At 50.9% G+C, this 25,314-nt stretch carries 19 protein-coding genes and 2 pseudogenes; 11 read left to right on the plus strand and 10 right to left on the minus strand.

The window, feature by feature from the left end; genetic code table 11:
• Nucleotides 1–128 precede the first annotated feature (128 nt).
• Nucleotides 129–383 carry a BolA family iron metabolism protein IbaG gene (gene ibaG / locus DSM2777_RS06515; RefSeq protein ID WP_008815209.1) on the plus strand — a complete coding sequence of 85 codons (255 nt, stop codon included), beginning with the start codon at nucleotides 129–131 and terminating at the stop codon, nucleotides 381–383.
• A gap of 66 nt (nucleotides 384–449) precedes the next feature.
• Nucleotides 450–1,709 (plus strand): UDP-N-acetylglucosamine 1-carboxyvinyltransferase, encoded by a 1,260-nt coding sequence (gene murA, locus DSM2777_RS06520; RefSeq protein ID WP_040047153.1) that lies wholly within the window; start codon nucleotides 450–452, stop codon nucleotides 1,707–1,709.
• Nucleotides 1,710–1,788: 79 nt separating this feature from the next.
• Here murA and degS read toward each other — a convergent pair whose 3' ends face one another.
• From degS to zapG, 3 genes are all read right to left on the minus strand, one after another.
• On the minus strand, nucleotides 1,789–2,865 hold the full coding sequence (degS, locus tag DSM2777_RS06525) for an outer membrane-stress sensor serine endopeptidase DegS (protein WP_025801135.1): 1,077 nt from the start codon (nucleotides 2,863–2,865) through the stop codon (nucleotides 1,789–1,791).
• A gap of 122 nt (nucleotides 2,866–2,987) precedes the next feature.
• Nucleotides 2,988–4,316: a Do family serine endopeptidase gene (locus DSM2777_RS06530; protein ID WP_061555342.1), complete on the minus strand. Its 1,329-nt coding sequence runs from the start codon at nucleotides 4,314–4,316 to the stop codon at nucleotides 2,988–2,990.
• A 209-nt stretch (nucleotides 4,317–4,525) separates the two neighbouring features.
• On the minus strand, nucleotides 4,526–4,921 hold the full coding sequence (gene zapG, locus DSM2777_RS06535) for a Z-ring associated protein ZapG (protein WP_025801137.1): 396 nt from the start codon (nucleotides 4,919–4,921) through the stop codon (nucleotides 4,526–4,528).
• A gap of 284 nt (nucleotides 4,922–5,205) precedes the next feature.
• Here zapG and zapE point away from each other — a divergent pair, with 284 nt between their 5' ends.
• The 5 genes from zapE (at nucleotide 5,206) to sspB (ending at nucleotide 8,971) form a co-directional block, all read left to right on the plus strand.
• A complete protein-coding gene (zapE, locus tag DSM2777_RS06540; protein ID WP_061553484.1) occupies nucleotides 5,206–6,354 on the plus strand; it encodes a cell division protein ZapE in 1,149 nt (382 codons plus the stop codon).
• Nucleotides 6,355–6,645: 291 nt separating this feature from the next.
• Entirely contained in the window at nucleotides 6,646–7,074 is a 429-nt protein-coding gene (rplM, locus tag DSM2777_RS06545) for a 50S ribosomal protein L13 (protein WP_004091281.1), read from the plus strand.
• A gap of 15 nt (nucleotides 7,075–7,089) precedes the next feature.
• Nucleotides 7,090–7,482 (plus strand): 30S ribosomal protein S9, encoded by a 393-nt coding sequence (rpsI, locus tag DSM2777_RS06550; protein WP_025801139.1) that lies wholly within the window; start codon nucleotides 7,090–7,092, stop codon nucleotides 7,480–7,482.
• A gap of 347 nt (nucleotides 7,483–7,829) precedes the next feature.
• Nucleotides 7,830–8,471 (plus strand): stringent starvation protein SspA, encoded by a 642-nt coding sequence (gene sspA, locus DSM2777_RS06555; RefSeq protein WP_004091284.1) that lies wholly within the window; start codon nucleotides 7,830–7,832, stop codon nucleotides 8,469–8,471.
• A 2-nt stretch (nucleotides 8,472–8,473) separates the two neighbouring features.
• Entirely contained in the window at nucleotides 8,474–8,971 is a 498-nt protein-coding gene (sspB, locus tag DSM2777_RS06560; protein WP_040047157.1) for a ClpXP protease specificity-enhancing factor, read from the plus strand.
• A 122-nt stretch (nucleotides 8,972–9,093) separates the two neighbouring features.
• On the opposite strand, the gene DSM2777_RS06565 is transcribed toward sspB, so the two are convergent.
• From DSM2777_RS06565 to gltB, 6 genes and pseudogenes are all read right to left on the minus strand, one after another.
• A complete protein-coding gene (locus DSM2777_RS06565; protein ID WP_061553485.1) occupies nucleotides 9,094–9,975 on the minus strand; it encodes a MurR/RpiR family transcriptional regulator in 882 nt (293 codons plus the stop codon).
• A gap of 175 nt (nucleotides 9,976–10,150) precedes the next feature.
• On the minus strand, nucleotides 10,151–10,621 hold the full coding sequence (nanQ, locus tag DSM2777_RS06570; RefSeq protein WP_046459244.1) for an N-acetylneuraminate anomerase: 471 nt from the start codon (nucleotides 10,619–10,621) through the stop codon (nucleotides 10,151–10,153).
• A gap of 12 nt (nucleotides 10,622–10,633) precedes the next feature.
• Nucleotides 10,634–11,518, minus strand: a complete 885-nt coding sequence (nanK, locus tag DSM2777_RS06575) for an N-acetylmannosamine kinase (RefSeq protein ID WP_061553486.1) — start codon at nucleotides 11,516–11,518, stop codon at nucleotides 10,634–10,636.
• A gap of 12 nt (nucleotides 11,519–11,530) precedes the next feature.
• On the minus strand, nucleotides 11,531–12,211 hold the full coding sequence (locus tag DSM2777_RS06580) for an N-acetylmannosamine-6-phosphate 2-epimerase (protein ID WP_061553487.1): 681 nt from the start codon (nucleotides 12,209–12,211) through the stop codon (nucleotides 11,531–11,533).
• Nucleotides 12,212–12,392: 181 nt separating this feature from the next.
• On the minus strand, nucleotides 12,393–13,811 hold the full coding sequence (locus DSM2777_RS06585; RefSeq protein WP_061553488.1) for a glutamate synthase small subunit: 1,419 nt from the start codon (nucleotides 13,809–13,811) through the stop codon (nucleotides 12,393–12,395).
• A gap of 14 nt (nucleotides 13,812–13,825) precedes the next feature.
• Nucleotides 13,826–18,283, minus strand: a pseudogene (gene gltB, locus DSM2777_RS06590) (glutamate synthase large subunit).
• 693 nt (nucleotides 18,284–18,976) lie between these two features.
• Here gltB and mnmL point away from each other — a divergent pair.
• From mnmL to mtgA, 4 genes and pseudogenes are all read left to right on the plus strand, one after another.
• On the plus strand, nucleotides 18,977–19,879 hold the full coding sequence (gene mnmL / locus DSM2777_RS06595) for a tRNA modification radical SAM protein MnmL/YtqA (RefSeq protein ID WP_025801147.1): 903 nt from the start codon (nucleotides 18,977–18,979) through the stop codon (nucleotides 19,877–19,879).
• Nucleotides 19,880–20,520: 641 nt separating this feature from the next.
• A pseudogene (arcB, locus tag DSM2777_RS06600) lies at nucleotides 20,521–22,942 on the plus strand (aerobic respiration two-component sensor histidine kinase ArcB).
• A gap of 308 nt (nucleotides 22,943–23,250) precedes the next feature.
• Complete coding sequence (elbB, locus tag DSM2777_RS06605; protein ID WP_061553489.1) at nucleotides 23,251–23,904, plus strand: isoprenoid biosynthesis glyoxalase ElbB; 654 nt, start codon at nucleotides 23,251–23,253, stop codon at nucleotides 23,902–23,904.
• Entirely contained in the window at nucleotides 23,901–24,638 is a 738-nt protein-coding gene (mtgA, locus tag DSM2777_RS06610; RefSeq protein WP_061553490.1) for a monofunctional biosynthetic peptidoglycan transglycosylase, read from the plus strand. Before elbB ends, mtgA begins: the two co-directional genes overlap by 4 nt.
• 71 nt (nucleotides 24,639–24,709) lie before the next feature.
• On the opposite strand, the gene dolP is transcribed toward mtgA, so the two are convergent.
• On the minus strand, nucleotides 24,710–25,306 hold the full coding sequence (gene dolP / locus DSM2777_RS06615; protein WP_025801151.1) for a division/outer membrane stress-associated lipid-binding lipoprotein: 597 nt from the start codon (nucleotides 25,304–25,306) through the stop codon (nucleotides 24,710–24,712).
• Nucleotides 25,307–25,314 lie beyond the last annotated feature (8 nt).

Below are 25,314 nucleotides of genomic sequence, written 5' to 3' on the forward strand. Positions count from 1 at the left end.
CTTTGTTTAAGATAGAGCATATTTACTCTAATATGGGCGGCTTAGTCCTTTTGGCTGCAAAGAGCATTTATGCCAATAATGCCAAAACGATGTTCATATTTTTTTCTTTATTCAATGATTGAGCGCCCATGGACAACAACGAAATTAAAGATGTGTTGATGAACGCATTATCCCTGCAGGAAGCCCATGTAACCGGTGACGGCAGCCACTTTCAGGTGATTGTTGTCGGCGAACAGTTTGCTGGTATGAGCCGTGTTAAAAAACAACAGACGGTGTATGCACCGCTGATGGAATACATCGCAGATAACAGAATTCACGCACTGTCGATCAAGGCTTTCACTCCTGAAGAATGGCAGCGCGATCGCAAGCTTAATGCGTTGTGATCCCAATACTCGCTATTACCGTTCGCGGTGATGGTTGTTTCAAATATTTAACTGAGATCGGTAATAATGGATAAATTTCGTGTGCAGGGGCCCACTCGCCTAAGCGGCGAGGTCACCATTTCTGGTGCAAAAAATGCAGCCCTGCCAATTCTTTTCGCCGCGCTGCTGGCGGAAGAGCCTGTAGAAATTCAAAACGTGCCGAAGTTGAAAGACATCGACACCACGATGAAACTGTTAAGCCAGTTAGGCGTGCGCGTTGAGCGTAATGGTTCTGTTCACGTTGATGCAAGCAACGTGAATGAGCTGTGTGCTCCTTACGATCTGGTGAAAACCATGCGTGCTTCTATTTGGGCGCTGGGCCCGCTGGTTGCTCGCTTTGGCTATGGTCAGGTTTCCTTGCCGGGTGGCTGCGCGATTGGCGCTCGTCCTGTCGATTTGCACATCACCGGTTTAGAACAGCTGGGTGCAGAGATCAAACTGGAAGAAGGCTACGTGAAAGCGTCCGTTGATGGTCGCTTGAAAGGCGCGCATATCGTTATGGACAAGGTGAGCGTTGGCGCTACCGTGACCATCATGAGTGCTGCTACGCTAGCAGAAGGCACAACGGTTATTGAAAACGCCGCGCGTGAGCCGGAAATCGTGGATACCGCGAACTTCCTGAACACCTTAGGGGCAAAAATTTCAGGCGCGGGTTCAGACCGCATCACCATTGAAGGTGTTGCGCGCTTGGGCGGCGGTGTTTATCGTGTGCTGCCAGACCGTATCGAAACCGGTACTTTCCTGATCGCCGCTGCGGTTACACGCGGCAAGATTATCTGCCGTAATACTCGTCCTGATACGCTGGATGCTGTTTTGGCAAAACTGCGTGAAGCGGGTGCGGATATTGAAACCGGTGAAGACTGGATCTCCTTGGATATGCACGGTGAACGTCCAAAAGCCGTCACCGTTCGTACTGCTCCGCATCCTGGCTTCCCAACCGATATGCAGGCTCAGTTCAGCTTGCTGAATCTGGTGGCTGAAGGTACCGGTGTTATCACCGAAACCATTTTCGAAAACCGTTTCATGCATATCCCAGAGCTTATCCGTATGGGCGCTCATGCTGAAATCGAAGGTAATACTGCGATTTGCTACGGCGTTGAAAAACTGTCTGGTGCGCAGGTAATGGCGACCGACCTGCGTGCGTCTGCTAGTTTAGTTATTGCTGGCTGTGTTGCGGAAGGTACAACTATCGTCGATCGTATTTACCACATCGACCGTGGCTATGACCGCATCGAGAACAAGTTAAGCGCCTTGGGCGCAAATATTGAGCGCGTAAAAGGCGAGTAATTTAGCCCACGCTTGAAAACAAAAACGCCATCTTTCGATGGCGTTTTTTTATGGCATTTTTTCGTTGCTATGAACGTTATTAATCGACGTTTGGAAACTCTTCGATGGTCACGCTTAGCGTCATGCGTTCACCGTTACGCATGATAATCACCGGCACTACCGTTCCTGGGCGAATTTCAGCCACCTGATCCATGGTTTCGGCTGCGCTGACCGCGGGTTTTCCATCCACGTTGAGAACGATGTCGCCCGGCTGAATTCCAGCATTAGCCGCGGGGCCGTTAGCGGCCACGTCACGCACGATAATACCTTGAATACGCTCCATCGCATTCGCCTGAGGCTGATTGCGCGCCGGTGCAATCTCTCTGCCGCTCACGCCGATAAAGCCACGAATAACGCGTCCATCGCGGATCAGCTTCGCCATAATCTTAGTGGAAAGGGCGGTTGGAATAGCAAAACCAATGCCTTCAGGCGTTTCACCATCGTTGCTCTTATCAAGCGATAGAGTATTGATTCCCACCAATTCACCCAGCGTGTTGACTAATGCGCCGCCTGAGTTGCCGTGGTTAATTGAGGCGTCGGTTTGCAAGAAGTTCTGATGCCCATAGGTACTTAACCCCACGCGGCCTGTGGCGCTGATAATCCCTTGGGTTGTGGTTTGCCCAATGTTATAGGGGTTGCCGATAGCCAGTACCACATCGCCAATGTGAGGAACGCGTTTTGGGTTGATGGTGATAACGGGCAGATTGGTCGCCTGAATTTTCAGCACGGCTAAATCGGTGAGCGTATCTGAACCGGCGAGCATAGCTTCAAAAACGCGGCCATCTTGGAGAGCAACCACGATTTGGTCTGCGCCGCTGACAACATGTTTATTGGTGAGTATGTAGCCTCGGCTATCCATAATAACGCCAGAGCCTAGGGTTTTGATTGCTAAGCCATTGTTGCCCTGACCACTATTATTCATGCTGCCGTTATAAACGTTAACGACGGCGGGTGCAGCTCGTTTCACCGCAGAATTGTAGCTAATAGGTGCTTCTTCGAAAGAGGCCGCTTTAAACAGCGAGAAAAGCCCTACCGGACGCAGTGATGGCACCGCAATCAGCAAAATGATGGCTACCACAAGCCCCAGAAAAACTGAGCGTAATATCTTAGTAAACATGAAGTTTCTGAAAGGGTAAGAAAAGATAGGCGAAGAATAACAGAGAAAATCGGGCACGGCACACGCCTATGCCCGATTTTTGCGCAGTTTTTGTTTAAATCACTCTTTTAGTGAAGCCGCATTTAGCGAATCAGCAAATACAGGCCTTCACCGTTGCGTAATAAGTGCAGCGCAATGACCGGTGGGTTTGCCGCCAGTGCCTTACGCAAAGAGGCGATATCACGAATACGTTCGCTGTTGATACCGATGATCAGGTCGCCTTTATGCATGCCCATTTGTGCAGCAACAGAGCCTTTGGCAACGTCATCAATTTTAATTCCCGGCGTACCTTTCACATCACCATCGCTCAGCGTTGCACCTTGCAGTGAAGGGCTGATGTTTTCTGCCTGAGTGGTGGTAACACCGCTATTTTCCAGCGTAACGGGAACGGTTAATGGTTTGCCGTTACGCAGTAAACCGAGTTTTAGCACGGTGCCCGGTGCGGCAGAGCCAATTTTGGCACGCAGTTCGGCGAAGCTGCTAAGCGGGTTGCCATCCAGTGCGGTAATCACGTCGCCTGCTTTAATCCCCGCTTTGGCAGCGGCAGAGTTTGGTAAGACTTCGTTCACGAAAGCACCGCGCTGTGCATCAAGCTTGAAGGCCTGCGCGAGGTCAGCCGTCATTTCTCGACCGCGAATACCGAGAACGCCGCGTTTAACTTCGCCGTATTTGATCAGCTGAGCGCTGAGGCTTTGCGCCATGTTACTTGGGATTGCAAAACCAATGCCGATATTCCCGCCGCCGGGCGCTAAGATCGCGGTGTTAATGCCGATCAGCTCGCCGTTGAGGTTAATCAAGGCACCGCCGGAGTTACCACGGTTGATGGCAGCATCCGTTTGAATAAAGTTTTCCAGACCTTCGAGATTTAACCCGCTGCGGCCCAAGGCAGAAATAATGCCTGAGGTGGCTGTTTGCCCAATACCAAACGGGTTGCCTACGGCAACGGCAAAATCACCCACGCGCAGTTTGTCTGAGTCTGCGACTTTTATCGCCGTCAGGTTTTTCGCATCGGTGAGCTGAATTAACGCAATATCCGATTGTTCGTCACGCCCAATCAGCTTGGCGGCATATTCGCGCCCATCATTGAGCTGCACTTTGATGGTGGTCGCATTGCTGATGACGTGGTTATTGGTCAGCACATAGCCTTTGGCAGCATCAATAATGACACCTGAACCTAAGCCTTCAAACTGACGTTCACCGCCTTTGGCCGCCGGCGTTGGTTTGGCATTTTGCATCCCTTCAACGTGGACGCTAACCACGGCTGGCAGCACTTTCTCCAACATTGGCGCTAAGCTTGGCACATTTTGCCCAGCAACAATGGGTGGTAACGCGGCATTGGCAAACGGTGCGGATAACATTGTTAAGCCCATGCTTAAAGCAAGCGCACTGAGCAATAAAGATTTTTTCTTCATCATGGAATGTTTTCTCATGGCCTTCAAAAGGGTCAATGTGTCTTGGGCGAATTAATCCGATGTGCTACTCAGAACGAACAGCGCGCATTAAGTTCCATATTATTCAGAATAACAAAGTGGGGATTAAGAAGAGTAATTAAAATAGGTGGCTGTTAGAAAAAACAGCCACCGAAGTACCTTATACCCGTGAATTATCTTGGGTATATTTCTTATTTATCGCGACGTTCGGCGCGCAGTAATCCAGATGCACCATCGGAGTAATCACGTGGTGGGAACTCAACGGGTGCCTGATCGTTGTCCGCTTCGGTCAAACGGTAACGGAAAGGATTATCCTGCGGCGGCATATCTGGCAGCAGGTTGTTTGAGCTTTTCGCCATGTGTTGATAAAGCTGGCGATAGTCGCTCGCCATGTTATCGAGCAACTCGGCGCTGTGAGCAAAGTGGCTCACCAGTTCTTGGCGATATTGCTCCAACTCGTTTTTACTTTTTTCGAGCTCGTTTTGCAGCACCTGCTGCTGGCGAAGTTTTCGGTTGCCGAAACGCATCGCTACCGCACCAATCACGATACCGACGACTAAACCAATAAGCGCATACTCCCAGGTCATGATGACTCCTATCTGTATATAGAATGTGCTTGCGTTAGCTATTTTACTTAGTAGGGATTCAACGACATATCCTACACATAAGCACACTATAACCGTTAACCTTGCCTGAGTGGAATCCTGAAGGTGCATTGCTGAGAGGTTTGCGAGCAAAAACAATTGCCGATACAAGACAAAAGTCAGTTAACAGGCGACAATCAGTCGCTAAGCTGCACGAAAAGCAGCGTTTATGATTTTTAAAATTGTTTATAACTAATGATAAAAATTGAGTAGGGATCCTGTACCTAATGCCATCAAATCGCACAACGTCCGTATTGACGCCAACTATGCTCTATCAGCAGGCGCTCGATGCCGGAGACTACCAACCTGACGCCGTTCAGCGGCAAACCGTCGAGGCTCTAACCGCCATTCAGCAAGCGCTTATCGAGAGAGAACGGGCTATGCCCGTCGCCGAAAGTCGAGGGTTGCGGGGGCGCTTGCAGAGCCTGTGGGGAAAATCTGCCGCAAAGTCGCAGGAACCGGTGCAAGGTCTGTATATGTGGGGCGGCGTAGGGCGCGGCAAAACATGGCTAATGGATCTGTTTTTCCACAGCATTCCCAGCGAGCGGAAGCTGCGTTTGCATTTCCACCGCTTTATGCTGCGGGTACAAGAAGAGCTGGTTGCGCTGCAGGGGCAAGAAAACCCATTAGAAATCATTGCCGATGGTTTTAAAAATGAAGCGGATGTACTGTGTTTTGATGAGTTTTTTGTGTCGGATATCACGGATGCCATGCTGTTAGGCACGCTGTTGCAGGCTCTCTTCGCCCGAGGCATTACGCTGGTTTCTACCTCAAATATTCCTCCTGATAATCTTTATCATAATGGCTTGCAGCGCGCTCGCTTTCTCCCCGCTATTGACCTGATTAAGCGCTATTGCACCGTAATGAACGTGGATGCGGGGATCGATTATCGTCTGCGCACGTTGACGCAGGCTGGTCTGTATTTCACGCCGATTACTGCCGAGACGCGGCAGAGCATGGATGAAATGTTTGCCAAGTTAGCGGGCAGCGTGGGGGAGATTAACCCGGTGTTAGACATTAACCATCGACCACTGCCTGCGCTGTGTAGCTCGGGAGGCGTATTAGCCGTCGAGTTCTCGGTTCTGTGCGAGGAGGCGCGTAGCCAGCTTGATTACATTGCGCTTTCGCGCCGCTACCACACGGTCTTTCTGCATCACGTCAAGAAGATGGATACGCTGAATGAAAATACTGCGCGCCGCTTCCTTGCCTTAGTGGATGAGTTTTATGAGCGCCATGTAAAACTGATCATCAGCGCAGAGCTGTCGATGTTCGAAATTTATCAGGGTGACCATTTGAAGTTTGAATATCAGCGCTGCTTGTCTCGTTTGCAGGAGATGCAAAGCGAAGATTATTTGCGTCTGGAGCACTTGCCGTAACGTTTTGTTTAAAAAACACTCGCATCCGGTGCTACTGTCTACCGGATGCAATCATAAAATCAATTTTAGCCCGAAAAATTATTCGATCTTTAGATTCTACTTCTCTATAATCTTGCGACCCCACGTTACAACGAAGTTTTTTTTCCCAAAAACTTTATGTGCCGGCATTGGCTATTCGAAGGGGTAGGTTTGCTGGACGATGGTCGTGTGAGCCTCTAATACATTTACTTTTTTAAACAGGTAAGCGTTTGGGTGTTCACCAACGTGTAACTTAAATTGGGTAAGCTTTTAATGAAAACTTTTACAGCTAAGCCAGAAACCGTAAAACGTGACTGGTACGTAGTTGATGCAGACGGCAAGACTCTGGGCCGTTTGGCTACTGAACTGGCTCGTCGCCTGCGTGGCAAGCATAAAGCGGAATACACTCCGCACGTTGATACTGGTGATTACATCATCGTTCTGAACGCAGAAAAAGTTGCTGTAACCGGCAACAAGCGTTCTGACAAGATCTATTACCATCACACCGGCCACATCGGTGGTATCAAACAAGCGACCTTTGAAGAGATGATTGCTCGCCACCCTGAGCGTGTCATTGAGATCGCGGTTAAAGGCATGCTGCCGAAGGGCCCGCTGGGTCGTGCTATGTACCGTAAACTGAAAGTTTACGCTGGTAACGAGCACAATCACGCGGCACAGCAACCGCAAGTTCTTGACATTTAATCGGGATTATAGGCAATGGCTGAAACTCAATACTACGGCACTGGTCGCCGCAAAAGCTCCGCCGCTCGCGTGTTTATCAAACCGGGCAGTGGTAAAATCGTAATCAACCAACGTTCTCTGGAACAGTACTTCGGTCGTGAAACTGCCCGCATGGTAGTTCGTCAGCCGTTGGAATTGGTTGATATGGTTGAGAAATTCGATCTGTACATCACCGTTAAAGGTGGTGGTACTTCTGGTCAGGCTGGTGCGATCCGTCATGGTATCACCCGCGCTCTGATGGAGTACGACGAGTCCCTGCGTGGCGAACTGCGTAAAGCTGGCTTCGTTACTCGTGATGCTCGTGAAGTTGAACGTAAGAAAGTCGGTCTGCGTAAAGCACGTCGTCGTCCTCAGTTCTCCAAACGTTAATGTTTTTCTGCTTCGGCAGAGCATTAATAGTAAAAGCCCGGCTTGCCGGGCTTTTTTGTATCTGTAAACAGTCAAAAAACGCGGAAATTTACGTGTCGTAAACTTATTACGCCATGAAATAACCAACGCTTCCCCACAACACCGTCAAATTCTGTTAAACTATCTCCCACTTTTGCGCCCTGTTATCCGTACAATTGTTGAGCAATAGAGGCACTAAATAGCCTAACCTGTTATTTATGCTTCATTTTTATTGCTTATACGGCTGTCAGGAGTGACAACAAATATCTGGATAGCGCTGCCCGATGGCGGCTATTCATACCGTTTTCTAGATAAACTTGGAGGTTTTCATGGCTGTCGCTGCCAACAAACGTTCGGTAATGACGCTGTTTTCCGGCCCGACCGACATCTTTAGCCATCAAGTACGTATCGTACTGGCCGAAAAGGGTGTCAGCGTCGAGATTGAGCAGGTTGAGATGGATAACCTGCCGCAGGATCTGATTGACCTCAACCCGTACCGCACAGTACCGACGTTGGTTGACCGTGAGCTGACTCTGTATGAATCCCGTATCATCATGGAATATCTGGACGAGCGTTTCCCGCATCCACCATTGATGCCAGTTTATCCAGTTGCCCGTGGTGAAAGCCGTCTGATGATGCATCGCATCGAAAACGACTGGTATTCACTGCTACACAAGATTGAAAAAGGTACTGCTCAGGAAGCTGACAACGCGCGCAAACAGCTGCGTGAAGAGCTGCTGGCTATCGCGCCTGTATTTACTCAGAAGCCATTCTTCATGAGCGACGAGTTCAGCTTGGTTGACTGCTATCTGGCGCCGCTGTTATGGCGTTTGCCGGTTCTGGGCATTGAATTGTCTGGCGCTGGTTCTAAAGAACTGAAAATCTACATGACTCGCGTCTTTGAGCGTGATGCATTCTTGGCTTCTATGACTGAAGCTGAGCGTGAAATGCGTCTGCATACCCGAGGCTAATCATGGAATTGTCTCAAATGTCGCCACGCCGCCCATTCTTGCTGCGTGCCTTCTATGAGTGGTTGCTTGATAACCAGCTTACGCCGCACTTGGTGGTTGATGTTAACCGCCATGGCGTGATGGTGCCGATGGAGTTTGCTCGCGATGGTCAAATAGTATTGAACATTGCGCCGCGTGCCGTTGGTAATCTTGAGCTGGGCGATGATGCCGTTCGCTTCAATGCGCGTTTTGGTGGCGTTCCTCGTAATGTCTATGTGCCTATCTCCGCAGTCATGGCGATCTACTCGCGTGAAAATGGGGCTGGTACGATGTTTGAGCCTGAACCTGCTTACGAAAACGAAATGCCGTTGATGTCGGTAGAAGACGATGAAACGACAAGCGAGCCAAGCATGACGGTTATTGATGGCAATTTGCCAGACGTTCCCGTTGAGTCTGATGACGATGGCGATGAACCAACGCCGCCGCCTCGCGGACGACCTTCATTGCGCGTTGTTAAATAGCAATGCTAAATCACAACGTTAAATAACAGCGTGAAGCTAGGTTGTTAAGTCAGTGAAAAGCCAGTCATTTGACTGGCTTTTTTGTATCTGAAACCGGGTAAAACTGTGGCGCTACGGAAGGATTATTTTGTTATATCCAAGGCTCTCATGGTGCGCAGTTTCGTCTCTCTCGCCTGCTCTGGCGCGCTCTGAACCAACAAGGTATACAGCAAATCTAAGACGAATAACTGCGCTGTTTTGGTGCCAATAGAGTCTCCCTGCAACGTACCTTGTCGATTACCGTTGATGAGGCTGAAATCTGCTACCTCGCTCAATGGAGAGCCTAAATTATGCGTTAGCGCAACGGTGGTTGCTCCGGCCTGTTTCGCTAACGTGAGCGCATGCACCGTTTCTGGCGAACTTCCCGAGTGGCTGATGGCTATCGCAACATCGCCAGCGTTGAGCAGCGTAGCCTGCATATACATAAAATGATTATTGGTCACGGCATCAACACGCAGCCCAATGCGCATTAGCTTATGTTTCATGTCTTCTGCGGTGATGCCCGAGGAACCCACGCCAAAAATATATACCGACTGGCTGTTTCTCAGCGCCTCAACCACCTGACCGACCTGATGCATATCTAACAAATTGAGCGTTTCAGACAACACGTTGTTGATCGTATTTTGGAGTTTTAAGCCAATGGTGTGCGCATCGTCGATATCTCCAATTTCAGCATCGAGCAACGGCGCATTGGCTTCAGGTTCTGCGGTGGCCAACTCGATAGCCAAATCCATTTTGAAATCTTGAAAGCCTTTATAGCCCAGCGTGCGGCATAAACGGATCACGGAGGCTTCGCCCGCCTGTGTTTCTCGGGAAAGCTCGGCAATGGAAAGCTGCGTAACGCGCTGAGGGGCACGAAGAATGTACTGCGCAATGCGTTGGGCAATACGAGTCAGGCTGTTTTGCATCGCACCTAAGGTGTCGAGGATTTTCCCCGGTTTAAGGCGAGGGGCTTGAGGCTGCATAATTTCCCTGTTTTCACCTGCTTAAGGCGATCGTGGCTGCGGAGAGTTGATGTGTTAGAGCGTAGCAAGACTAGGGGGGTAAAAAAAGCGCGATGTACATATAGGGGGTATATACACATCACGCGGTCAAAGAGAAACAGTCGTCTTAATGCATTGTTATTATGATTTGGAAATCTTAGCGGGTGAGACAGCGCTGCCGCACTTTGATCACCGCTTTTTTAATCGTCTGTGATTGGTTTGTGATGCATCCCGGCTTATGCGGTTCACCGGGGAGAAACACCGCAAACATGCCCGCTTGCATGTGGAGCGTTTGTCGCGGTTCTACCTTGCTGCACAGCTGATAGTCATCGTCTTCATGATAAGTATCGAGCTCTAGCCCAGAGTTGGCAGGACCAAAATCGATACGCTCATTGCCGCTAAGCAGGATTTGAATATCGGCATAGTCGCGGTGCTGTTCATAACGCTTGCTTTGCGCATCGGCGGTTTCAAAGGCCATCACATTGATAAAGATATCATTGCCGTCGATTTCATAGCGCCCAGGTTCTAGCGTTTCTGGCGCTAAGGCTAATGCTTGTTTGACGATCGCACGTAGCGCGGCAGGGAGATCGGCCTGTTGGTCAATATCGGTTATTTTTCCCAAAATCATAAAGCCATCCTTTTAATGTTTATTCTGGTTCTGTTCGGCAGCAAATAACGCGGCGCCAATCAGGCCTGCATCATGTTTGTAGTGGGCAGACAACACGGGGATATGAAACGGCGGTGGCAATAAGGCAAGGCCGTTCTCGACCTGCTGACGATAACCCTGCGCCAAACCAACGCTCCCTCCTAAAACCACGCATTCCGTATCTAAAATAGCTTTAAGATTGGCGATCAACTGGCAAATAGCCTGAGCTGAATGGGCAATAAGCTGCTGGGCTTGGTGGCTGCCGTTTTGTGCTGCGCTAAAAATCTGGCGCGCATCTTTTCCCTGTAATTCATTTTGAGCCGCGGCGGCAATCGCTCGGCCTGAAGCAATCGACTCTACGCAGCCTGTGCGACCACAGCCGCAGCGAGGGCCGTTAGGATCGGCCTGCGTGTGACCGATGTGTCCGGCAAATGCATGAGGTCCGGTTAGGAGCTGGCCGTTGATAATCACGCCGCCGCCGACGCCGGTGGAAACCGTAATAAACGTGATGTGCTTAAATCGGTCTGCCAGATAGTGATATTCAGCCCATGCGGCGGCCTGCGCATCGTTTAATACCACACAGGGAAGTGCAGTTAATCGCTGTAGGGTTTGCTGCAATGGAAACTGATTGAGTCCACCGAGATTGTCGGGGTTGAGCGCGGTCAGTATGCCTTGATCAATAATGCCGGTTGAGGCCACGGCAACGCACTGCGCTTTACCTTGATAAGGCGCAACCAGCTGCGCTAAGGCTTCTTCCAAAGCCTGTAGTGATGAGCTGGCTGGCGTCGCGATTTCAAGACGCTGCGATATCTGGCGGTTTGCATCAATCAGCGCCGCGGCCAGTTTGGTTCCACCAATATCAATGGCGAGTATGTTCATCGTGCGCTCCGTCTAGCGTTTAACGGCGTGACTAAACCATTGGCATATATGCTCAATACGCGTAATCGCTGAACCTACGGTAACGGCCCACGCGCCGTGCTCAACGGCTTTAGCGGCAAGAGCAGGGGAGTTGTAACGACCTTCGGCGATCACTCGACAGCCTGCATGGCTGAGTTCTGACACCATCGTCAAATCCGGTTCCTCCGGTATGACCGGGCCGGTATAACCAGATAGCGTGGTGCCAATAAACTCAACGCCTTTTTGCTGGCAGTTGAGCCCTTCCTCTACGGTTGAGCTGTCTGCCATCGCCAATAAACCATGCTGGTGGATGCGTGCAATGAGCGCGTCGACATCCACCGGGCGTGAACGGAAAGTGGCATCAAAGGCGATGATATCGGCTCCGGCCTCCGCTAGTGCATCGACGTCTTCGAGAAAAGGAGTAATGCGTACCGGTGAGTCGATGAGATCGCGCTTAACGATCCCGATGATCGGTACTGCAATATGCGGGCGCACGGCTTTCAGATTTTCAATTCCTTCAATGCGTATGGCAACCGCGCCCGCGGATACGGCGGCTTGTGCCATGGCCGCTACGATCTCTGGGCGATCCATTGGACTGTTGGGCACTGGCTGGCAAGAAACAATCAATCCGCCCTGATCGCGCACGCATTGTTCTAAATCGGTTAAGAGTGACATTCTGCTCCATCCTGAAAATTTTATTGAAGTTAAACTCCAAAATACAATATGAGATGGAGCTATGCCGCTTCAAGTAAAAGGTGACTAAAACGTGAACAGCGTCATAAAGCAGAGGACAGACAGAATAAAAAACGGAGCCGAAGCTCCGTTGGGTTATGGGGAATTTTGCGCTGATGACGTTCTACACTTCTAAATAGCTCATGATCCCTTCAGCCGCTTTACGGCCTTCCGCAATGGCGGTTACCACTAAGTCTGAACCACGAACCGCATCGCCACCGGCGAAGATTTTCGGGTTGCTGGTCTGGAAGGCATTATTGCTGCCTTCTGGTGCCACGATACGCCCCTGTTTATCCAGAACTACATCATGTTCAGCCAGCCAGCTCATGGCGTGAGGACGGAAACCAAATGCCATTACCACGGCATCGGCATCCAGAATGTGCTCAGAACCCGCGATAGGTTGTGCGCTACGACGACCCGCGGCATCAGGAGCACCCAGTTCAGTACGTACCATTTTCACCCCGCAAACGCGGCCAGCGCTGTTAAGCTCAACGCTGAGCGGTTGCAGATTGAACATGAACTCCACGCCTTCTTCTCGCGCATTTTTTACTTCGCGCTTCGAGCCCGGCATGTTTTCTTCATCACGGCGGTATGCGCAGGAAACCTGCGTTGCACCTTGGCGAATAGACGTGCGCACGCAGTCCATCGCCGTATCGCCGCCACCGAGCACGACTACGCGCTTGCCTTCCATGCTAACGTAAGGTTCTTCTTCCGTGGCCGCGTAACCCATCAGCTGCTTGGTATTCGCAATCAGGAACGGTAGCGCATCGAATACGCCGCTGGCGTCTTCGTTCTCCAGACCGCCACGCATCGATTGATAGGTACCCACGCCCAGGAAAACGGCATCGTATTCATTGAGTAAGTCGCTAATCTGCACGTCTTTACCCACTTCCGTGTTCAAGCGGAACTCGATACCCATGCCGCTGAAGATTTCACGGCGTTTGGTCATCACTTCTTTTTCCAGTTTGAAGGCCGGAATACCAAAGGTAAGTAGGCCGCCGATTTCTGGATGACGATCGAACACCACCGCCTGAACGCCGTTACGGGCGAGGACATCGGCACAGGCCAGCCCCGCAGGACCGGCACCAATCACGGCAACGCGCTTGCCGGTTGGCTGCACGTGTGACATGTCGGGCTTCCAGCCCATCGCTAAGGCTTTGTCATTGATATAACGCTCAATGTTGCCGATGGTCACTGCGCCAAACTCGTCGTTTAAGGTGCATGAACCTTCGCACAAACGATCTTGCGGACAAACGCGGCCACACACCTCAGGCAGGCTGTTGGTTTGGTGCGCCAGATCGGCGGCTTCCATAATCCGCCCTTCATTCGCCAGCTTCAGCCAGTTTGGAATGTAGTTATGGACCGGACACTTCCACTCACAGTACGGGTTGCCGCATGACAGGCAACGATCGGCCTGCGATTTCGCCTGTGTTTCAGAAAAGGGTTCGTAAATTTCAACGAACTCGATCTTACGGATCTTGAGCGGTTTCTTTGGCGGATCTACGCGCTGTAGGTCAATAAATTGATAAACGTTCTGGCTCATATTCTTCTCCGCCCTTACTGCGCCTGTACCCGCAGCTCGGCTGCGGAACGACTACGGTGACCTAACAGTGCTTTTACATCGCTGGATTTTGGTTTGATCAAAGCAAACTTTGGTGCCCATTCAGGCCAATGTGCCAAGATCTCTTCGCCACGGCTTGAGCCGGTCAGTTGCACATGCTCGGTGATTAACCCGCGCAGATGCTCTTCGTGGATTGCCAGCTGTTCCATACTCAGTACTTCAACCAGTTCTGGGTTAACGCGTTTGCGGAATTCACCGTCTTCATCCAGCACGTAAGCGAATCCACCAGTCATGCCTGCGCCGAAGTTGATACCGGTGCGACCCATGACGCAGACGATCCCGCCGGTCATATATTCGCAGCCGTTATCGCCGATACCTTCAACCACGGTAATAGCACCGGAGTTTCGCACCGCAAAACGCTCACCGGCGCGGCCTGCTGCAAACAGCTTGCCGCCGGTTGCACCATACAGGCAGGTGTTGCCAATAATGCTGGCTTCATGGCTACGGAAGGCGGAACCCACCGGAGGGCGAACCACAATCTTGCCGCCCGCCATGCCTTTACCTACGTAGTCATTGGCGTCGCCCGTTAGCGTTAGCTCTACGCCACCGGCGTTCCACACACCGAAGCTTTGACCTGCGGTGCCGGTGAACTGCGCTTTGATCGGATCGCTTGCCAGACCCTGATCGCCATGTTGTTCAGCAATGGCTCCAGACAGCGATGCGCCAACGGAGCGGTCGGTATTGCGGATATCAAAGAAAACGGTTTTGCTTTGTTTTGCTTCGATATTGGCCTGTACCTGCGCCAGCAGCTCTTTGTTGAGCAAGCCTTTATCAAACGATGGATTGCTTTCGGTGCAGTACACCGCTTTACCCTGTTTAGGCTCTGCCGTTTTCAGCAGCGCGGACAGATCCAGCTTGTTTTGCTTAGCGGTGAAACCGTCGAGCTCCAGCAGCAGATCGGTACGGCCAATCAGATCGACTAAACGAGTAACACCCAGCTCAGCCATCAGCTCGCGAGTCTCGCGGGCGATGAACTGGAAGTAGTTCGCAACGCGCTCTGGCAAACCATGGAAGTGGTTGCGACGTAGTTTTTCATCCTGAGTTGCCACGCCGGTTGCACAGTTGTTGAGATGGCAAATACGCAGGTATTTGCAGCCCAGCGCCACCATCGGCCCTGTACCAAAACCGAAGCTTTCTGCCCCTAAAATTGCGGCCTTGATAATATCGACGCCGGTTTTTAGCCCGCCGTCGACCTGCAAACGAATTTTATGACGCAGACCGTTGGCCACTAACGCCTGTTGAGTTTCAACCAGTCCCAGCTCCCACGGGCAGCCAGCATATTTCACTGACGACAATGGACTTGCGCCGGTACCGCCGTCGTAGCCTGCGATGGTGATGAGATCGGCATAGGCTTTGGCAACGCCGGTCGCGATAGTGCCAACGCCCGGTTCAGACACCAGTTTGACGGAAATCAGCGCCTTTGGATTCACCTGCTTTAAGTCGAAAATCAGCTGGGCCAAATCTTCGATAGAGTAAATATCATGATGCGGCGGTGGTGAAATCAGCGTCACGCCGGGAACCGAATAGCGCAGTTTGGCGATGTATGGCGTCACTTTGTCGCCCGGCAACTGGCCACCTTCGCCCGGTTTTGCACCCTGAGCGACTTTGATCTGAATCACGTCGGCGTTGACCAAATAAGCCGGGGTGACGCCAAAACGGCCTGAAGCCACCTGTTTGATGCGGGAAACTTTATTGGTTTTGTAACGCGCAGGATCTTCGCCGCCTTCGCCGGAGTTAGAAAAACCGCCTAAGCCATTCATGGCTTCAGCCAGTGCTTCATGGGCTTCTGGGCTCAGTGCGCCAATAGACATGGCTGCGGTATCAAAACGTTTAAACAGTTCATTGGCAGGTTCAACGCTTTCGACGGGAACCGCATCGCCTTGCGGCGTGATTTTCAGCAGATCGCGCAGCGTGGATACCGGACGTTCGTTGACCAACTTGGCATACTGTTGGTAGTCGCTGTACTCACCGCTTTGTACCGCAGCTTGCAACGTGTTCACCACATCAGGGTTGTACATGTGGTATTCGCCGTCGTGCACGAATTTCAGCAGCCCGCCCTGATCCAACGGTTTGCGTTTCAGCCAAGCACGTTTAGACAGGTTTTGCAGATCCTGCTGGAAATCACCGAATCCAGCGCCACCGATACGGCTAACCACGCCTGGGAAGCACAGGTTGCTAACGTCACGATGTAAGCCCACGGCTTCAAACAGCTTAGAGCAGCGATAAGAGGCGATCGTGGAGATCCCCATTTTTGACATGATCTTGTACAAGCCTTTATTGATGCCGTTGCGGTAGTTCAGCATCACGTCACGGTATTTTTTGTCGATAGCGTGGGAGTCTGCCAGCTTAGCCAACGTTTCATAGGCTAAGTAAGGATAGATAGCCGTGGCACCAAAGCCTAATAGAACGGCAAAGTGGTGCGGGTCTCGTGCGCTGGCGGTTTCAACAATGATGTTGGCGTCGCAGCGCAGATTTTTTTCGACCAAACGCTGTTGGATAGAGCCCACCGCCATTGGCGCGGGTACCGGCAAGCGTTCTGCACTGATGTTTCTATCTGATAACACCAACAGTACGGCACCGTGGCGAACTTTTTGCTCGGCCTCTTCGCAGAGTGCATGAATAGCCTGCTGCAAATCGGTTTGCTGCGGATCGAACGTGAGATCAAGCGTATCCGCACGATAATGTTCGCTGTCCTGCGTGGTGAGCTGAGTAAAGTCAGAGTACAGCAGGATCGGCGATTTGAAGTTCAAGCGATGTGCCTGTCCTTCCGCTTCGCTGAACACGTTCATTTCGCGGCCAATGCTGGTGGACAGCGACATCACATGGGCTTCGCGCAGCGGATCGATTGGCGGGTTGGTCACCTGCGCAAACTGCTGACGGAAATAGTCATAAATGATGCGCGGGCGACTAGAGAGCACGGCAAACGGGGTATCATCGCCCATCGAGCCGGTGGCCTCTTGTCCGTTTTCGCCCAGCACGCGCAGGATCTGATCTAATTCTTCGCTGCTATAGCCAAACTGCTTCTGGAACGTCAGCAGTTCATCGTCGCTCAGTTCACGTTTGCCGACTTGATCGTCAGGCAGATCTTCAAACGGCACGAGGCGCTTAACGTTGCGCTCCATCCACTCTTTGTATGGATGGCGGCTTTTTAAATCATCGTCGGTTTCGGCTGAATGCAGAATGCGTCCGCTACGGGTGTCGATGACCATCAGCTCGCCGGGGCCAACGCGGCCTTTTTCCAGCACTTCGTCCGGCTGATAATCCCAGATCCCCACTTCAGACGCGCAGGTGATGAGCTTATCTTTGGTGATGACATAGCGAGCAGGGCGCAGGCCGTTACGATCGAGGTTACAGGCGGCAAAGCGTCCGTCGGACATCACGATACCGGCAGGGCCATCCCACGGCTCCATGTGCATGGAGTTGAAGTCAAAGAAGGCGCGCAGATCGGCATCCATATCGGGGTTGTTCTGCTATGCCGGTGGAACCAGCAGGCGCATGGAGCGCACGATATCCATCCCACCGCTGAGCAGCAGTTCGAGCATGTTATCCAGCGAGCTGGAGTCCGAGCCGGTTTCATTAACGAAAGGCGCGGCGTCCTGAAGGTCTGGGATCAGCGGAGTTTTAAATTTATAGGTTCTGGCGCGCGCCCATTGGCGGTTACCTGTGATGGTGTTGATTTCACCGTTGTGAGCCAGATAGCGGAACGGTTGGGCCAGTGGCCAGCGCGGAACGGTATTGGTGGAGAAACGCTGGTGGAACAGGCAAATCGCCGATTCCAAACGCAGGTCAGCCAAATCGAGGTAGAAGCGCGGCAGGTCGGCGGGCATGCACAGACCTTTATAAATCGTCACCAGATTAGACAGGCTGCAAACGTAGAAATCTTTATCTTCAATACGTTTTTCAATGCGGCGACGAGCCACAAACAGACGGCGTTCCATATCGCGTGGACGCCAGCCCGCAGGCGCGTTAACAAATATCTGTTCGATGCGAGGCATGGAGGAAAGGGCGATTTCGCCTAACACATCCTCGTTGATAGGAACTTCGCGCCAGCCGATAACCGACAGCGTTTCATTTTGGAGTTCTTCTTCAACAATCCGGCGGCTGGCAAGGGCTTCGCTTTCGTCTTGGCTGAGAAAGATCATGCCCACGGCATAGTTTTTGGCTAAACGCCAGCCACGTTCTTCGGCCACCATGCGGAAGAAGCGATCGGGTTTTTGCAGCAGCAGACCGCATCCGTCACCGGTTTTGCCATCTGCCAAAATCGCGCCACGGTGTTGCATGCGTGCGAGCGCATGGATCGCGGTACGGACGACTTTGTGGCTTGGCTCACCTTCTATATGGGCGATCAGACCGAAACCACAGTTGTCCTTTTCAAGGGATGCATCGTACAACATATCAGTGAACCTCCCCAGGCTCTGCATTACTAACCATCTTTACTGCGAGTGGGATAGTGCATAACCATTCGGCACGCGCATCCGCCTCGGCTATTGTTCACTTGGGATAAGCCCGCAAGCACTCAACAGCGTGTTTCGAGGGAGTCGTAAATGACTGCATAAAAATGACGAGACGTTAGCCCGTCTAGAAAAAATCGTTAAAAAAACATTTAGCTTCCAGCGGTCTTTCAACTTATCTAGAAAGAGTACGTAGGTCAAATGTGGGGATGCTCACACTTTAGGAGATGTTATTTTCATTCAATAGTATGATTTTAAAATGAAAATAAGGTGTTTTCGCTGTTTATGGAAGTCAAGCTAGGCCTAGCAAAATGTGAGCTGACTCACTGTAGTGCAAGGCTATTATTTATGCACCGTGCTAGAGCAATTCACTTTAATAGTGAATTATATTGTAAAATTAAGTTTTCGCGTTGGTTATCACTATTTTTCATCTCAGCAACATCATTGTGTCAGCAGCTTGAAAATAATAAGAATTCTTCATTACCGATGGATTGAATTTATTATCATTAATAGTGATTTTTTATTCTTAATGATGATAGGGAGGGGATTGATCTCTATCAGCGCAGGCTATCGCGGTATGCGGTAGGATCTGCGCCCTCAGTTTTTTCGTGATGTGTACAGGCGACCTCCTAGATTATGCAGTTGCAGCAACTCGTGAATATGTTCGGTGCCGATCTTCAGCGCCGCTATGGTGAAAAAATTCATAAACTTACCCTTCATGGCGGTTTTAATTGTCCGAATCGTGACGGCACTTTAGGGCGCGGCGGCTGTACTTTTTGCAACGTTGCTTCTTTTGCCGATGAACAAATGCAGCGCCAGAGTATTGCTGAACAGCTTGCTGCGCAGGCGCGTAAGGTGAATCGGGCAAATCGTTACTTGGCATATTTTCAGGCCTATACGAGTACTTATGCAGAAGTCTGCACGCTGAAGAACATGTATGAAGAGGCATTGCAGCAGGCAGATATGGTCGGAATCTGCGTGGGTACTCGCCCAGACTGTGTGCCGGATAGCGTGCTGGATTTGCTGAGTGAGTACCGCGATAAAGGCTATGAGGTGTGGCTCGAGCTTGGTTTGCAGAGCGCACAGGATAAAACCCTGAAACGCATCAATCGCGGGCATGATTTTGCCTGTTATCAAAAAACCACGCGTGCAGCGCGTGAGCGTGGTTTGAAAGTGTGTAGCCATCTGATTGTTGGTTTGCCCGGCGAAGCGAAAGATGAATGTATGCAGACGCTGGATCGCGTAGTTGAAACCGGTGTGGACGGAATTAAGCTGCATCCGCTGCATATCGTTACTGGCAGCACCATGGCGAAGGCTTGGCAGGCAGGGCGCTTGCGCGAACTCCCGCTGGAAGAGTATGTGAATATTGCGGGCGAAATGATCCGCCATACGCCGATGGATATCGTCTATCACCGTATTTCCGCCAGCGCTCGCCGCCCAACGTTGCTAGCCCCGTTATGGTGCGAAAATCGCTGGACGGGAATGGTGGAGTTAAATCGCTATATGCTGGAGTTTGGGGGGCAGGGTTCAGGTTTATAGCGTGAGCGTCTTTAGGGCTACTGTGTAATATTCCGCCCGCCTGTTCATACCGAGTTTCAATATCAGTGCTGTGTAGGCGTACGGGCAGAGACCACCAGCGCGTGGTCTCTGCACTCGCGCGCTTTTATCCGAGATGGCATCTTCGCGCCGGGTCGGCATGCGCCATCCTTGGCGCCTCCTCCCCTCACGCTAACATCCTGTTAGCGTTGCTCTTTCTCCCAATACTTAAACAAATAAAATCTTTTGAATTTGATTTTTACCTTTTCTGGCACGTTGTTTTTCAGCCGAAGAGAGGAATGAAGGCTAGGATTCGCCGACAGGGACGTCGGCGAAAGAACGGAGGAGCCAGGATGGCGATTGCCGTTCGTTCCGTTAAAGCCGGAATGACGATATGAGGGAACCTGCGAAGCAGGCTGAAAAACGGTGCCAAGCCGGGATGCAAGGCGGCGGCGATTGAGCCGCCTTGCTCGTACGCTTGCACTGTACTGATGCAAAAATTGTGGCTTTTAAGCGTGCGAAACCTTACACCGCTTTGGCAAAGTAGAACTTAACTTTTTGATATCCCATTTCAATCTCAGAAATCTCCCTTAACAATCGTTTTACGGTATGATTTAAAAGACCGTAATCCAAGGGAGTTGCATATGAAGCAAATTCGGGTATTAGCCCAGTACTACGTCGATTTAATGGTAAAACTGGGGCTGGTGCGCTTTTCCATCCTGTTGGCTTCGGTGCTGGTTATATTAGCTATCGTGGTGCAGATGGCTGTGACTATGCTTTTACGCGGGGAAGTTGAGAGTATCGACGTTGTCCGCTCGGTATTCTTTGGTTTACTGATCACGCCATGGGCCGTTTATTTTCTTTCCGTTGTCGTGGAGCAGTTGGAAGAGTCACGCCAACGCCTGTCTAAATTAGTGAATAAGCTGGAAGAGATGCGTTATCGCGATCTTGAGCTTAATCAGCAGTTAAAAAATAATATCGTTCAACTGAACCAAGAAATCGCCGAGCGTGTGAAAGCTGAAGAAGCGCGTTTGCAGGTGCTTGATACTTTGCAGCACGAAATCGATCAGCGTGAACAAGCACAAATCGAGTTGGAACAGCAGTCGGCGCTGCTACGCTCTTTCCTTGATGCTTCGCCCGATCTGGTTTACTACCGTAATGAAAATGAAGAGTTCTCTGGCTGTAACCGCGCCATGGAACTGTTGACGGGCAAGAGTGAGAAACAGCTGATTGGCTTACAGCCGGGTGATGTTTACGATGAAGATATCGCCAAGAAAGTGATTGAAACCGATGAGAAAGTTTTCCGCCATAACGTCTCTCTGACCTATGAACAGTGGCTCGTTTATCCCGATGGGCGTAAGGCCTGCTTCGAGCTGCGCAAAGTGCCGTTCTATGATCGCGTCGGTAAGCGCCATGGCTTAATGGGCTTTGGGCGTGATATCACCGAGCGTAAGCGTTATCAGGATGCGCTGGAAAACGCCAGCCGCGACAAAACCACCTTTATCTCCACCATCAGCCATGAGTTACGCACCCCGCTGAACGGTATCGTCGGCCTGAGCCGCATTTTGCTCGACACCGAGCTGAATCAAGAGCAGCTTAACTACCTTAAAACTATTCATGTGAGCGCCATTACCCTCGGCAATATTTTCAACGACATTATCGAAATGGATAAGCTGGAACGACGTAAGGTTCAGCTTGATAACCAACCGATAGATTTCACCGGCTTCCTGACTGACTTAGAGAACCTCTCTGGGCTGCTGGTGCAGCCGAAAAAACTGGACTTCACCTTAGAGCCACAGCCGAATTTACCGCATAAAATTTTGGCAGACGGTACGCGGCTGCGCCAAATCCTGTGGAATCTGATCGGTAACGCGGTCAAGTTTACCCAGAAAGGCGGCGTAAACGTGAAGGTATGGCGTGAAAACGATGGGAAATTGTTCTTTGAAGTGAAGGACAGCGGCATCGGTATTCCGCAGGATGAGCAAGATAAAATCTTTGCCATGTATTATCAGGTGAAAGATCAGAATGGTGGTAAGCCCGCAACGGGCACCGGTATTGGTCTTGCGGTTTCCAAGCGTTTAGCGCAAAACATGGGCGGCGATATCGTGGTGCGCAGCACACCGGGCGAAGGCTCATGCTTCACGCTCTCGATTGATGCACCGGTGGTGGAGGAAGCGCTATCGCCACAGCCGGAAGATGCTGAGTTACCGCTTCCAGCGCTGCACGTGCTGCTAGTGGAAGACATTGAATTAAACGTTATCGTGGCGCGTTCCGTGCTGGAAAAATTAGGCAATAGCGTTGACGTTGCGATGACGGGACAACAGGCGTTAGATATGTTTACGCCGGGTGAATACGATCTGGTGCTGCTTGATATTCAGTTGCCAGATATGACGGGGTTGGATATCGCTCGCAATTTATGTGAGCACTATGATGATTTGCCACCGCTGGTGGCGTTAACTGCTAACGTGCTGAAAGACAAGAAAGAATATCTTGATGCTGGTATGGATGATGTATTGAGCAAGCCGCTGTCGGTTCCGGCTCTAACCGCCATGATCAAGAAGTTCTGGGATGAGGCGCCGAAGGCTAAGGAGAAAAAGGTGGAGAGTAAAAAAGTGGCCCACAATACCGAAGACCTTTTAGATACTGACATGCTGCAACAGTACATTGATTTAGTCGGACCGCAACTCATCTATCAAAGCGTTGAGATGTTTGAAAAAATGATGCCAGGCTATTTGGCGGTTCTTGAGTCCAATATGACCGCTCGCGATGAGAAAGGCATTACCGAGGAAGGTCACAAGATCAAAGGCGCGGCCGGGTCGGTGGGTTTACGTCATTTACAACAGGTTGCTCAGCAGATCCAAACGTCATCATTGCCTGCATGGTGGGACAACGTTCAGGAGTGGGTTGATGAGCTCAAACATGAATGGCGTCATGATGTGAAAGTGTTGAGAGATTGGGCGGATAAAGCGACCAAGAAATAGAAAAAATGACCCCAGCCTAGGCTGGGGTGCGCAACGACTGCGCCAACACCAGGGAAACAGGGTGTCTACGCTTAAGTTTTTCTAAAGGTATTGCATTGAAGCAATTGCGTAAACATAACTTATGAGTTTCACGCGAAGCCGAACCAACATACCAACATGTTTTACTGCGTGTTAGTTGATTCATTAAAATGTGTGATGCAGCCTAGTGTTTCCTAATACAAACGTTTTAAGGATTGACTTAACTCTAGATAGTTACTAGGAAAATTCCAGTAAAAATGTTCCTTTGCATTGAGAAAAAGCAAACTGTTAAATATTTCTAATGCTTAGCATGCATACCTTTAGCTTTGTTAAGTGTCGAGTAAGTATGCTGAGCTACCATTTTTGGAGAAAGAAATGAAAAAAGTCGGTGTAGTTTTGAGTGGCTGTGGTGTTTTTGATGGTGCTGAAATTCATGAGTCGGTTTTAACTCTGCTGGCCTTGGATCGCGCAGGCGCGCAGGTTCACTTTTTTGCTCCAGATAAACCTCAAATGCACGTGATTAATCATCTGACCGGTGATGAGAGCCACGAAAGTCGCAATGTGTTAGTGGAATCTGCACGTATCGCACGAGGTGATATTAAACCGCTGTCCCAAGCTAACGCCGAAGAACTTGATGCGCTGATCGTTCCCGGTGGCTTTGGTGCGGCGAAAAACTTGAGTACGTTTGCCGTGCAGGGGGCTGAATGCTCCGTTGATGCCGATCTGCAACGATTGGTTCAGCAGCTGCATCAGGCGGGTAAACCGCTGGGCTTTATGTGTATTGCGCCAGCGATGTTGCCTAAATTGTTAGGCGTGCATACACGGTTAACGATTGGCAACGATCCTGATACCGCTGAGGCCATTGATAAGATGGGCGGCGAACACGTTGTTTGCCCGGTGGATGACATCGTGGTTGATTTGGAACAGAACGTTGTCACTACACCTGCCTACATGCTCGCAAACTCCATCAGCGAAGCGGCAGCAGGGATTGATAAACTGGTTGCGCGGGTGCTGGAACTGACTGAATGAAGAAGCGGCGCGGGCAGGGAAATAGCTTGCTGAAACGACTGCGCTTTTGGGCGGTCAGAGCGGTTCTCGCCGTGATTGGTGTATGGGTTGCGGGGATTGTTATCTTTGCTTTTTTGCCGGTTCCATTTTCAGCGGTGATGGTTGAGCGCCAGCTGGGCGCTTGGCTTAGCGGTGATTTCGGCTACGTAGCCCACCAAGACTGGGTGCCGATGGATGAAATTTCTCCGTATATGGCGTTAGCCGTGATTGCGGCTGAAGATCAAAAGTTTCCTCAACATTGGGGTTTTGATCTTGGCGCGATTGAATCTGTGATCGACGGCGGCGATAAAGGGGATAAGCCGGTGCGCGGCGCATCAACGATTTCCCAGCAAACGTCTAAGAATCTGTTTTTATGGGATGGCCGTAGTTGGGTACGTAAAGGATTAGAGGCTGGACTGACGCTGGGCACGGAAGTGGTATGGACTAAACGCCGCATATTAACCGTTTATTTGAATATCGTGGAGTTTGGCCCCGGCGTTTTTGGCGTTGAAGAAGCCGCCAGACGCTATTTCCATAAACCGGCCAGTCGTCTTACCGCATCTGAAGCCGCTCTTTTAGCTGCCGTATTACCTAACCCGCATCGGTTTAGTGCTAAAGCACCTTCCGGCTATGTTTTACGTCGGCAGCAGTGGATTTTACGCCAGATGAGACAGCTTGGTGGTGAAGGTTATCTGAAACAGAATAAGCTGTATTAGGATTGCGTTACCCGAGCCGACAAATAAAAAACCCCGTATCAACGGGGTTTTTTATTATGGCCTTTTGGACGTTACTTCAAAACGGTAAATGCCGTGGTCACATGTTTAACGCCGCTAACCTGACTGGCGATTTTCGCCGCGGCCTGGCCTTCTTCCTGCGTGACTAAACCTAGCAGGAACACTTCACCATTTTCCGTCGTCACTTTGACGTTAGAGGATTTAACCGCATCGCTGGTTAACAGCTGAGAGCGAACCTTCGTCGTGATCCATGTATCGCTTGAGGCGGTGCCTAAGCTTACCGGTTTGCCGGTACGAATTTCGTTGTAGACCGATGTTGTACCGTCAACGCCCATGGCTATCTGTTTAGCGCGAGCGCCGAGATCTGCCGTTGGTGCCTGACCGGTTAAGAGAACGGTGCCTTGATAGGCGGTAGCAACAATACGCGCTTCTTTCTTCAGCTGTGCATCTTTGCCTAGCGCATTCGATACGCGAGCTTCGAGCGTACCATCATCAACCTGTGTCCCTACGCTGCGGGGATCGGTGGCGGTTTTCGTGGCCACGGCAGCACTGCCAACAACGGCAGCGGCGATACATCCCTGAAGCAATAGCGCACTCACGACAACGAATGCGATAGGAAAACAGCGGGTGAACGGGGAACGCTTAGTCATCGAGACTC

This window comes from Obesumbacterium proteus, assembly GCF_001586165.1.
Classification (GTDB): Bacteria; Pseudomonadota; Gammaproteobacteria; order Enterobacterales; family Enterobacteriaceae; genus Hafnia; species Hafnia protea.

Excerpts from the sequence above, each read along its gene's own strand:
- ibaG (WP_008815209.1), top strand. The coding sequence starts at position 129 with ATGGACAACAACGAAATTAAAGATGTGTTGATGAACGCATTATCCCTG.
- murA (WP_040047153.1), top strand. The coding sequence starts at position 450 with ATGGATAAATTTCGTGTGCAGGGGCCCACTCGCCTAAGCGGCGAGGTC.
- degS (WP_025801135.1), bottom strand. The coding sequence starts at position 2,865 with ATGTTTACTAAGATATTACGCTCAGTTTTTCTGGGGCTTGTGGTAGCC.
- DSM2777_RS06530 (WP_061555342.1), bottom strand. The coding sequence starts at position 4,316 with ATGAAGAAAAAATCTTTATTGCTCAGTGCGCTTGCTTTAAGCATGGGC.
- zapG (WP_025801137.1), bottom strand. The coding sequence starts at position 4,921 with ATGACCTGGGAGTATGCGCTTATTGGTTTAGTCGTCGGTATCGTGATT.
- zapE (WP_061553484.1), top strand. The coding sequence starts at position 5,206 with ATGCCATCAAATCGCACAACGTCCGTATTGACGCCAACTATGCTCTAT.
- rplM (WP_004091281.1), top strand. The coding sequence starts at position 6,646 with ATGAAAACTTTTACAGCTAAGCCAGAAACCGTAAAACGTGACTGGTAC.
- rpsI (WP_025801139.1), top strand. The coding sequence starts at position 7,090 with ATGGCTGAAACTCAATACTACGGCACTGGTCGCCGCAAAAGCTCCGCC.
- sspA (WP_004091284.1), top strand. The coding sequence starts at position 7,830 with ATGGCTGTCGCTGCCAACAAACGTTCGGTAATGACGCTGTTTTCCGGC.
- sspB (WP_040047157.1), top strand. The coding sequence starts at position 8,474 with ATGGAATTGTCTCAAATGTCGCCACGCCGCCCATTCTTGCTGCGTGCC.
- DSM2777_RS06565 (WP_061553485.1), bottom strand. The coding sequence starts at position 9,975 with ATGCAGCCTCAAGCCCCTCGCCTTAAACCGGGGAAAATCCTCGACACC.
- nanQ (WP_046459244.1), bottom strand. The coding sequence starts at position 10,621 with ATGATTTTGGGAAAAATAACCGATATTGACCAACAGGCCGATCTCCCT.
- nanK (WP_061553486.1), bottom strand. The coding sequence starts at position 11,518 with ATGAACATACTCGCCATTGATATTGGTGGAACCAAACTGGCCGCGGCG.
- DSM2777_RS06580 (WP_061553487.1), bottom strand. The coding sequence starts at position 12,211 with ATGTCACTCTTAACCGATTTAGAACAATGCGTGCGCGATCAGGGCGGA.
- DSM2777_RS06585 (WP_061553488.1), bottom strand. The coding sequence starts at position 13,811 with ATGAGCCAGAACGTTTATCAATTTATTGACCTACAGCGCGTAGATCCG.
- mnmL (WP_025801147.1), top strand. The coding sequence starts at position 18,977 with ATGCAGTTGCAGCAACTCGTGAATATGTTCGGTGCCGATCTTCAGCGC.
- elbB (WP_061553489.1), top strand. The coding sequence starts at position 23,251 with ATGAAAAAAGTCGGTGTAGTTTTGAGTGGCTGTGGTGTTTTTGATGGT.
- mtgA (WP_061553490.1), top strand. The coding sequence starts at position 23,901 with ATGAAGAAGCGGCGCGGGCAGGGAAATAGCTTGCTGAAACGACTGCGC.
- dolP (WP_025801151.1), bottom strand. The coding sequence starts at position 25,306 with ATGACTAAGCGTTCCCCGTTCACCCGCTGTTTTCCTATCGCATTCGTT.